Here is an 11232-nt window from a genome sequence, read left to right as displayed (position 1 = left end):
AGATGGATTGACGAGATGTGCTTTAGAAAATCAAAAAAAGAGAAATAATAATTAAACCTGTTACTATGCAGGTATTTTTTTCTTTTACATGAAGTATATTAATAATAAATCGATTTCTGCAAGTAAAACTAAATTAATAGATTTTTATTCTGCAATAATAGGGAATTTTAGTTTGCAACTTTCGGGAATATTAATTGCAATTCTTAAAGAAAATAAAAATATTATGAACTTAACTTCGTGAAGATCTAATAATTTTAGTAAAAAATTAATTATTTCAATTAAACATACTCATTTAAGGCACTAATGAGTATGTTTAAGAGTTACTGAGTATATTTATTAAGAGAACCAAATAATAAAAGAGAAGAAATTAAAAGAGCTGTCGTTTAACAGTCGTATAACATGGGATTGGCGTCATGCCTTCTGTCATAAAGCTTGCAGGCTAACCAATAACGGATATGAAAAAGCAAGCTTTACGCCAGTTCCTAACGGAACCAGGCACGAGCGCAAATCCCAGTAACGTTATACGAAATAATAACTGAACAGTGGCAAATAAGAGAAATAGATAAAGGAAGGGTTGGATCATCGCTAACTGAGATGAAATAACTCCTGCAAATGAAGGAAATAAAAATTGTGAGTTTTTAGTGGTTTTACCAATTAACTTGGGGGATTATAATTTATAAAATTATTTACATATATCAGAAGGTAAATTAGTCACTGTAATTTATCTTCACGAACTTCGTGAAGATGTACTATAGTACAGAATTTATGAACTTATCTGCTGGTTAAGGAAGAATAGTGATATTTCATTAAGTTGAAGTAGATAGAAGTTTTTAACGTGGCAAGTTATTACATCGTATAACATGGGATTGCCGTTAGGCTAAAGAGCAAGCCTACCCTTCGGGACATGCCTTCTGTCACAAAGCTTGCAATAATAGCAGCAAGAAATCTAGAAGGCAAGCTTTCCGCCAGGCCTAAAGGCACAGGCACGTCGGAAATCCCAGTAACGTTATACGACATTAAACTAGGTAAGTATGTTTTCAGCTTGGAAAGAACGAGATGGATTTGTAAAATCCTCTCGGGTAATTCAAAACCAAATTAATAATAATTAAATCAGTAATTTTAAATCTTATGGTTAAGAGCAAAATTAATCACAGTTAAATCGCATTAGAAAAAATTCAAATGTAAAGTCTTAATTAACGAAAATTGTAAAAAGTTATTTGTCATTAAAATTTTCTGCTGTAAATCTTAATGAAATAAGTTTCATGAAGATAGCAAATTCAAAGCATCAATGATAAGTAGCAGCAACTAATAATAAATGAATTAAAAAAGAAAAGAGATAATAAAAGATTTATCCGACTAACAGTCACAGTCGTGACATTAGGCTGCCTCAGTATCTTTAGTCGTAGAAGTATCGAGATGGATTGACGAGATGTGCTTTAGAAAATCAAAAAAAGAGAAATAATAATTAAACCTGTTACTATGCAGGTATTTTTTTCTTTTACATGAAGTATATTAATAATAAATCGATTTCTGCAAGTAAAACTAAATTAATAGATTTTTATTCTGCAATAATAGGGAATTTTAGTTTGCAACTTTCGGGAATATTAATTGCAATTCTTAAAGAAAATAAAAATATTATGAACTTAACTTCGTGAAGATCTAATAATTTGTAGTAAAATAATAATTAATTCAATTAAACATACTCATTTAAATCACTAATGAGTATGTTTAAGAGTTATTGAGTATATTTATTAAGAGAACCAAATAATAAAAGAGAAGAAATTAAAAGAGCTGTCGTTTAACAGTCGTATAACATGGGATTGGCGTCATGCCTTCTGTCATAAAGCTTGCAATTTAACCAATTATGGATATGAAAATGCAAGCTTTACGCCAGTTCCTGCGGAACCAGGCACGAGCGCAAATCCCAGTAACGTTATCCGACATAGACTATAATATTAAATTGAGGTGTTATTTTAAAAATGAAGAAAAATATAATTATATTTATTATTTTAGTTTTTACCTTTTTTTCATTTCCTATTGTTGTAGAAGGGCAACAAATTAATTTTGAAAATAATAAACAAACACTAAATAATGAAAATCTTCTACATGAAATAGAGATACTAAGTGAAAAGTTTGAAATTCTTAAATATGATAATGATCGTATTCTTTCTACGGCACTATGGGTATTAGGTATATCAACAACATTTGTTATTGCTATTATTAGTATATATGGTTATTTTAATATGCGTATGTCTGAAAAAGAAAGAACAGCATTAAAAGAAGAGATGAAAGGATTATTAATTCAGCGACTAGAAGAAACAAAAAATGAAATTGATGATAAGTATAATAAACAAGTTAACAATATGAACAAAAAATTTAGAAAATTAGAGAAAAATAATAAACTCGTAATAAACAATATTTTAGACGAAAAATTATCAAGTATAAATACAGAAATTAATACATTACAAGAAGATATTTATAATATAAGAATTGATATTGCAAAACATGAAATTGAACTAAAAAAGGATGGTCCTAAAAGTACACTTCTTAGATATTATATTGAATATGTAGAGATATGTTTAGAAAAAAATATAGAATGGAGAATTAATGACTCTTTAAAAGAAATTGAAAAATTAATTGACGATATTAAACCATTAAATTCTTTTGAAGAAGGTAAAGTAATTAGTCTTTTGAAAGCTTTACCAAAAGATTATGAAATAGCAAAAGGTCGTATATCTGAAATGCTAAAAAATACTTAAATGACATCTACGTCGGATAACATGGGATTGGCGTCATGCCTTCTGTCATAAAGCTTGCAGGATAAACAATAACGGATATGAAAAAGCAAGCTTTACGCCAGTTCCTAACGGAATCAGGCACGAGCGCAAATCCCAGGGACGTTATGCGAAAGGCTAAGAAGGTGATTTAAATCAAAACAATACTTAAATTTATAGAAAAAAATCTATATGCTTTTTCTTACTATGATGATTCATGGAATTCATATAATAATATGTATTTTTATGACTTTAATGGTCAATTATTATTCATTGATTCTGGTAAGAGCAAAAATAAAGATTTATTAATTAATATTTTTGATTTATTAGGACTTTCTACATCAGATATTGCTTGGTTTTTAGCCACTCATGGTCATAAAGATCATATAGGTGGAGCAAAGCTTTTCACCAATGCAGAAAAATTTATTCATGAGGATGACTTTGATTTATTAAGTTCTGAATCTAAATTAGATTTTATAGATGTAAAAAAATTTAATGAAAAATTCAAGAAAAATTATAAATATAAAATAATTCATTTAGGGCATCATACAGAAGGTTCAATAGCAATATATGATAAAGAATTAAAAGCTTTATTTATTGGTGATCATATATGTTTTTTTGGTTTACCAATACCTGATGATAATCTCGTATATGAGGGTGAAGAATTAAGGGAAAAACAAAAATACTTAATTAAAGAAATTGTTGAAAAACCTAATTCATATAAAGAAAATAACTTAAAGAAATTTTTTGAGGGTTTAAGAGAAATAAAAAAATATGATATCAAATATCTTTGTACAGGACATGGAGTGATATTAAAAGATAAAATTGATAAATTTATTGAAGAGCTTATTAGCCTGAATATATATAATTAAACTATTATGTCCGCCCAACGCATAACATGGGATTGGCGTCATGCCTTCTGTCATAAAGCTTGCAGGCTAACCAATTACGGATACGAAAAAGCAAGCTTTACGCCAGTTCCTGTGGAAACAAGCACGAGCGCAAATCCCAGCAACGTTATATGAAATCAGCAAATGTTTATCAATGCTATAAAGAGAGGTGTAAGAGATTGAGTGATAAAGATAAGTTTAATAATGAGCCAAAAAAAGCAAGAAATAATTCTGATGATCAAAATGAAAAAAATAAATATATATCTAAATATAGTGAGAATTATATTATTAATGATCAGTTAAATAAAATATCAAAAATTATCAATAAACCTTTAATCCCAAAGAATAAGCTAGATGAAATACAAAGAATTTTAAATAGGCCGATAATCTCTAACAAAACTTTAACAGAAATACAGAAAAATTTTGCTAAATCTTTTGAACCAATGCAAGATTTTATTGATAATTATTATAAAACTCTTAATAAATTTGCAAAAACTATTAGAAAATTTAATACTTCTATTAATTGGGATGATTTAGAGAAAAATTTTCGTAATAGATTAAGAAAATATGAATCATTAATGAGTAAATTTGAAAAAGAATGTTGGGCTATTGATGCTGATATGCTAGATGATATGGAAATTATAAATCATGAGGATTTTGAAATAGATAAATATATTGAAAAAAATCTTGATGAATATATAGAATTATTTCAAAAAAACAGTCTGTATGAAAATCATACTTCTTTGATACTTGAAGCCCATGAATTATATAACTTGAATTATTATAAACATTGTGCATTTTCATTATTAGCAGTTTTTGAAAATATATTATCTGAAGCCTTTGATGATTATAATATTAAAAAAACAAAAAAAGATAATATTTTTAATAAAACAAGTGATTATATTGAAACTGTAGAGGATAAACTAGCATTAAATATAATACTTTTTCGAAGAGTATACAATGTTTATACTATATTGTATAAACCGTCTTGGAATAAACATCCAAAACAATTAAATAGAAATTGGATTATGCATGGTTCATATAATTATGACAAAATAGGAAAAATTGATATTTTAAAGTTATTTCAACTTTTAAAAGCTGCAAGTATATTAAATTATATTTCTTTTTAAAATCATTAATAAAAATGATATTTTTCATTATAAAACTGAATTCTTTGAAAGCAATATATATTGCTGACTTCATATAACATGGGATTGGCGCCATGCCTTCTGTCATAAAGCTTGCAGGTTAACCAATCACTGATATGAAAAAGCAAGCTTTACGCCAGTTCCTGACGGAATCAGGCACGAGCGCAAAATCCCAGTAACGTTATGTGACATATGCTATGTAATTGAAATAATAGTATTACGAGGCAAGTCAAAAAAGCAGGCACCACCTCGGACCTCCTACTTTTTTGACTTAGCATAAAGTTAATAAGTTAAAACTTCTATTTTAGGATACGACTTTATCAAAAACTATTAAAAGCCACAATAGTAAATAATTTGGCAGTTCAAAAGGCACATATATATTGATAATTAACAAAAATTCATTCAACACTTGACTATGTAAATACTATATGGTTTATAATACCAATATAAAAAGATATTTAGGAGGAATTTAAATGGAAGATATGTTATGTCCCATATGTGGACTAGAAGGCAAAAAGGTAAAGATTAAAACAGTTAAAAGTCTTGTTAAAAAAGATGTTAGAGAAAGTAATTTATACCAAATTTGTTTAAATTCTAAATGTAAAATTGTTTATTTTAATAACCCTGAATCAATTTACTATAGTTTATCAGATTTAAATGTAAAGGTATGGTTTAAAGATGTTTCTGATGAAAATGTTCCAATTTGTTATTGTTCTAATTTAACAAGAAAAGAAATAAAAGAGGCAGTCAGTAAAGGTTATACAACTATCCCCAAAATCAGAAACTATACAGGTAAAAATATTACTGGAAATTGCTTAACAGAAAATCCTACAGGACGATGTTGTCATCAGGCTTTGAATAAAGAAATAGAGAAATATTCTAATAAAAATCACAAGTCTAATTGCTGTTCTTAATATTGCATTTTTTTCACCTTAGCTTATGTTCAAATTATATAGTTTTTGAAAAGTAAAGAAAGCTTATTGTAAATTGATTTAATATAGAAAAAAATTATAAGAAAAAACAAGAAAAGGCTAAAGAGGTAACAATGTGGATAAAACGCAGGATAGATCGGATCCCTCCTCGGACCTCCCAATCTGTCCTGCTTGGCCGCATACGTCACATAACAGAGGGTTCCCGCTACGGCTAAAGACCAGCCTGCCTACGGACATGCTCTCTGTCACAAAGTTTGCAATGAATTTGGTAAGTTTTATGAGGCAGCAAACTTTGTGCCAGGCCCTAATGGGCGCGAGCACGTCGGGAACCCTCGGGACGTTATCTGACATTATGACAATGTTACTGCAGCTAATAAGACCAAGAAAAAGGGTTTGGTTATCGCTGGATGAAGTGAATCTACTTTCTCCGGGGAAAGTAAATAGAAACTGCTAGGTATTAACGAACCTGGGTGCGTTACGGGAGAGCATGATCAATTTTATGATAGGTAATAGCATCATCTTCAAAACTTCCGACTAATGGTTAAGTTTTTTGCGGGAAGACCGTTGCAAAAAAGAGGATAGAGGTTCGGAGTTTTGAAGATAAATGATAATTAATAGAGTCGATATTGTCATAACAGACAGATAACATGAGATTAGCGGCATGCCCTCTGGCACAAAGCTTGCTATTAAACAATTGCGGGTATGATGGCAAACTTTGCACCAGGTCTGTGGACACCGGGCACACCGCGAATCCCAGTATCGTTATGCGAAATACCTAAAAATTATTTACAAGGAGAAGATAATAATGCCTAATCAAGAAAATGAGCATCCTAAATTATTCATATCATATAGTTGGACTTCCCCAGAACATGAAGAATGGGTATTAACTCTTGCAGAAGAATTAGTAGAAGCTGGGGTAGATGTTATTTTAGATAAGTGGGATTTAAAAGAAGGAAATGATGCATATGCTTTTATGGAAAAAATGGTTGTTGATCCTAATATAAAGAAAGTTATTATGATATGTGATAAAGCTTATGCTAAAAAGGCCGATGATAGAAGTGGTGGAGTAGGAACAGAAGCTCAAATCATGTCTCAAGAAATATATGAAAAAGCAGATCAAAATAAATTTGTAGCAGTTGTGACAGAAAAAGATGATAATGGAAAGGCATATTTGCCTGTTTATTATAAGTCAAGAATTTATATCGATTTAAGTGATAACGAGGAATATGCTAAAAATTTTGAGAAATTACTTAGATGGATTTATGATGAACCACTAAATGTAAAACCTGAAATAGGAGAAAAACCAGCTTTTTTAGATAATAGTGATAATATATCTATTGGTACATCTTATAAATTCAAAAGAGCCTTAGATGCGATTAAAAAAGGGAAAAATTATGCAAATGGTGCCCTTATCGAATATTTTGATTCTTTAACAGAGGGGTTAGAAGAATTTAGAATTAAAAAAAGTGGAAATGAGGAATTTTCTAATAATGAATTTGATGAAGAATTTATTAAAAATATAGATAAGTTTATTCCTTATAGAAATGAAGCTATTGAAATTTTTAATGCAATAGGAACATATAAAAACTTGAATAATGTTAAAGAAATATTACATAATTTCTTTGAAGATTTAATCCCCTATTTCTTTAAACCTAAAGAAATAACAACATGGAAAGAATGGGATTTTGATAATTTCAAATTCATAATTCATGAATTATTTTTATATTGTATTAGTTCTCTTATCAAACATGAATATTTTCAAATAGCAGCTCATTTATTAAATACACGTTATTATATTAAAGATCCTGACAATAGGATGAATATGCAAAGCTTTAATATTTTCCGTAAACATTTAAAAATTCTTGAGTATAGAAATAATAGATTAAATTTGCGAAAAAAATCTTTACAGGCTCATTTATTAAAAGAAAGGTGTCATGGAACAGGAATTAAATTTAATAATATTATGCAGACAGATTTCATACTGTTTTTAAGAGATAAATTAGATGAATTAAATAGTGATGAAGATTTCTTTTATAGAAGTTGGTATCCATGTACTTTAATTTACAACAGGTATTTTCAAAAATCATTTGAGTTATTTGCTAGGGCAGAATCTAAAGATTATTTTAACTCAATGAAATGTCTTTTTAACATTAAAAAACCTAAGGATTTTCAACAATTTTTTAATTCTGTTGAAGATGGAAATTTAGAATTACCTAGATTAGTTGGTAATATTGCTTTTATTAAATCATCAATTGGATATGACAACTTGGGAAGTCGAGTATAAAAACATACCGGTACTTCGCATAACATGGGATTGGCGTCATGCCTTCTGTCATAAAGCTTGCAGATTAACTAATCACGGATAAGGAAAAGCAAGCTTTACGCCAGTTCCTACGGAATCAGGCACAAGCGCAAATCCCAGGGACGTTATGTGAAATCTCCAATTTAAATTGAGGTGAATTCTATGAAGAAACTTGAGAAAACAATTAAAAAATTAAAATGCCAAGATATTATATATCATTATACAGATACTCCTACCGCTTTAGAACATATTCTATCTGATGGGAAATTAAAATTATCTTTATTGAACAAAACAAATGATCCATTAGAATATAAAAATTGGGGTTTTGGTGGTACCTTTTGGGGAGATGATGAAGAAATTGAAGAAAAGCTTTTTAAAGTTTGGGAAGAAATGCGAAAAAGAACCCGAGAGAAATTAAGGTTTTCTTCTTTTTGTCATAATGAAAATTTAAAAGAACATTCTGATTCAGCCTTTAGTAAATATGATGATTTTTATCAGCCTATCATTGATAAGTTAGGTTGTACTAATTCTCGCATGTGGTCTCAATATGGTGAAGGAAATAAAGGAATATGTTTGGCCTTTTCTATTGAAGAGTTAGAAAGAGAAATTGAAAAGAAAATAAAAAAAGTAAATATAGATGACTGCTTTTATTATTCTAGTAAAATGAAATATAAAGGGTTACCTGTGGTTGATTTTAAAAATTTAGTAATGAACGGGAATAAAATTCAAAAAGAAGGAGTCGAAAATTATATAGAAAAATTTATTGAAAATAATTGGGGAGATTTATTTTTCACCAAACATAAAGATTATAAAGATGAAAGTGAACACAGAATTGTTATATATGATTCTATGGATAAATTTGAATACATTGATATAAGTTCTAGCTTGGAGGCTATAATTGTGGGAGATAAATTTAATAAAGTTTATACACCACTTATTAAAGAATTTGCTAATGATTATGGAGTTATGTATAAAAAACTACACTGGGAAAAAGGGAAAATATTCTTTTTGCATAATTTTTAGTTTAAAATTGGAGTCTTCACATAACATGGGATTGGCGCCATGCCTTCTGTCATAAAGCTTGCAGGTTAACCAATAATGGATACGAAAAAGCAAGCTTTACGCCAGTTCCTACGGAATCAGGCACGAGCACAAATCCCAGTAACGTTATACGACATTTTGCTAGACTGTTTACTATGTGTGAGAAAGAAACCCATAATATTGACAATTTGCATATAATGTAATACAATATGTATTACGGAGGTGTTAATATGATTAGTGTAAGATTATCAAAAGAATTAGAGGATAAAATAGACCAATTATCAAAACAAGAAAGTGTAACTAAATCTGATATTATTAAAGAAGCTTTAGAAAAATACATTACTGAGCAAGAGAAAAAAATGAAACCATATGAACTTGGGGAAGAATTTTTTGGTAGAAATGGAAGTGGGAAAGGAAATTTATCTAAAACATATAAGAAGAAAGTGAGAGATAAAATAAATGAAAAGATATCTCATTGATGCTGGCCCTTTAATTGCTTTGTTTGATAAGGATGATAAATTTCATATACCTGTAAAAGACTTCCTAAAAAAGCATGAAGGACGTTTGTACACTACATGGCCTGTTATTACAGAAGTTTTGCATATGTTAGATTTTAGTGTAGATACTCAGATTGATTTTTTAAAGTGGATTAGTTTAGGTGCAATAGAAGTAAAACAAATTGATATGGCTGATATTTCGAGAATCATTGATCTTTCTGAGAAATATTCAGATGTTCCGATGGATTTTGCTGACGCTAGTTTGATAATTATATCTGAAACAGAGGGTATAAAAGAAATCATATCAATTGACTCCGATTTTTATATATATAGAAATATAAGAAATGAGTATGTTAAAAATATTTTTAGTTATCATTAGTAAAAACCGAGCAAAACGTCGTATAACATGGGATTGAAGGTTCCGCTGCGCTCCACACAAATTCATTCGGCAAGGGCAGTCGCCCTAAGCCTCATGAACTTCTTAAATCCCAGTAACGTTATACGACATTAAACTAAGTAAGTATGTTTTCAGCTTGGAAAGAACAAGATGGATTTGTAAAACCCTCTCGGGTAATTCAAAACCAAATTAATAATAATTAAACCATTAATTTTAAATTTTTTGGTTAAGATCAAAATAATTCACTGTTAAATCGGATTAGAAAAATTTCAAGTGTAAAGTCTTAATGAGCGAAAAGTGTAAAAAATTATTTAGCATTTAAAAACTTTCTGCTGTAAATCTTAATGAAATAAGTTTCATGAAGATAGCAAAATGAAAGTATCAATGATAAGTACTGCAGCAAATGGATATAATTTAATAAAAGAAAAGATAATTGAATTAATTATAAAAAGATTTATCCGCCTAACAGTCACAGTCGTGACATTAGGCTGGGTCAAGTATCTTTATTTCTTAGAAGTTTCGAGATGGATTTATAAAATCTTCGTAGCAGCTATAGATCAAAATCTATTAAAGATCCAATATTAAGTTTTCCCCTGTAAAAAGCAGGGATTTTTTTCTTTTACATGAAGTATATTAATAATAAATCGATTTCTGCAAGTAAAGCTAAATTAATAGATTTTTATTCTGCAATAATAGGGAATTTTACTTTGCAACTTTCAGGAATATTAATTGCAATCCTTAAAGATAGTAAAAATATTATGTATTTTATTTCGTGAAGATCTAAAAATTAGTGATAAAAGAATAATTAATTCAACTAAACATACTCATTAGCGCTTTAAATCAGTATATTTATTAAGAGAATCAAAATAATAAAAGAGAAGTAATTAAAAGAACTACCGTTTAACAGTCGTATAACATGGGATTGGCGTCATGACTTCTGTCATAAAGCTTGCAATCTAAACAATTACGGATATGGAAAAGCAAGCTTTACGCCAGTTCCTTGCGGAACCAGTCACAAGCGCAAATCCCAGGGACGTTATACGACATCGCAATCAAATGATATTATTTTTTCAAAAATAATATTTAGAAAGGATGATAATTATTATTGATTCTAATTTGTTTCAAAATATTTTAAATCATTTATATTATATTAAGGAACTCAAACTTCGCACTTGTAAAAGTGCTTTTGCACCTTGAAATTTCAATATTATTTAGCAAAAAAATAGCATGAAACCCCCGTTTCTGGTATAA

General features: G+C 28.9%; 9 protein-coding genes. All 9 read left to right on the top strand.

The window, feature by feature from the left end; genetic code table 11:
• Window positions 1-1979 precede the first annotated feature (1979 nt).
• Window positions 1980-2759, top strand: a complete 780-nt coding sequence (locus C7954_RS12410) for a hypothetical protein (RefSeq protein WP_134060169.1) — start codon at window positions 1980-1982, stop codon at window positions 2757-2759.
• Between the two features lie 170 nt (window positions 2760-2929).
• A complete protein-coding gene (locus tag C7954_RS12405; protein ID WP_134060167.1) occupies window positions 2930-3646 on the top strand; it encodes an MBL fold metallo-hydrolase in 717 nt (238 codons plus the stop codon).
• Window positions 3647-3843: 197 nt separating this feature from the next.
• Window positions 3844-4794, top strand: coding sequence for a hypothetical protein (locus tag C7954_RS12400; protein ID WP_134060165.1), 951 nt, complete (start codon window positions 3844-3846; stop codon window positions 4792-4794).
• Window positions 4795-5285: 491 nt separating this feature from the next.
• Window positions 5286-5726, top strand: coding sequence for a (2Fe-2S)-binding protein (locus C7954_RS12395; RefSeq protein WP_134060163.1), 441 nt, complete (start codon window positions 5286-5288; stop codon window positions 5724-5726).
• Between the two features lie 823 nt (window positions 5727-6549).
• Window positions 6550-8028 carry an SEFIR domain-containing protein gene (locus C7954_RS12390; RefSeq protein ID WP_134060161.1) on the top strand — a complete coding sequence of 493 codons (1479 nt, stop codon included), beginning with the start codon at window positions 6550-6552 and terminating at the stop codon, window positions 8026-8028.
• Between the two features lie 180 nt (window positions 8029-8208).
• Window positions 8209-9069, top strand: a complete 861-nt coding sequence (locus tag C7954_RS12385) for a DUF2971 domain-containing protein (RefSeq protein WP_133505582.1) — start codon at window positions 8209-8211, stop codon at window positions 9067-9069.
• Window positions 9070-9317: 248 nt separating this feature from the next.
• Entirely contained in the window at window positions 9318-9566 is a 249-nt protein-coding gene (locus C7954_RS12380) for a ribbon-helix-helix protein, CopG family (protein WP_089723415.1), read from the top strand.
• Window positions 9547-9963, top strand: coding sequence for a type II toxin-antitoxin system VapC family toxin (locus tag C7954_RS12375; protein ID WP_089723416.1), 417 nt, complete (start codon window positions 9547-9549; stop codon window positions 9961-9963). Before C7954_RS12380 ends, C7954_RS12375 begins: the two co-directional genes overlap by 20 nt.
• A gap of 390 nt (window positions 9964-10353) precedes the next feature.
• A complete protein-coding gene (locus tag C7954_RS12370) occupies window positions 10354-10566 on the top strand; it encodes a hypothetical protein (protein WP_133505579.1) in 213 nt (70 codons plus the stop codon).
• The last annotated feature ends 666 nt before the right edge of the window (window positions 10567-11232 follow it).

This window comes from Halanaerobium congolense, from assembly GCF_004366375.1.
Taxonomy (GTDB): Bacteria; Bacillota; Halanaerobiia; order Halanaerobiales; family Halanaerobiaceae; genus Halanaerobium; species Halanaerobium congolense.
This window is presented reverse-complemented; position numbering and strand designations above follow the sequence as displayed.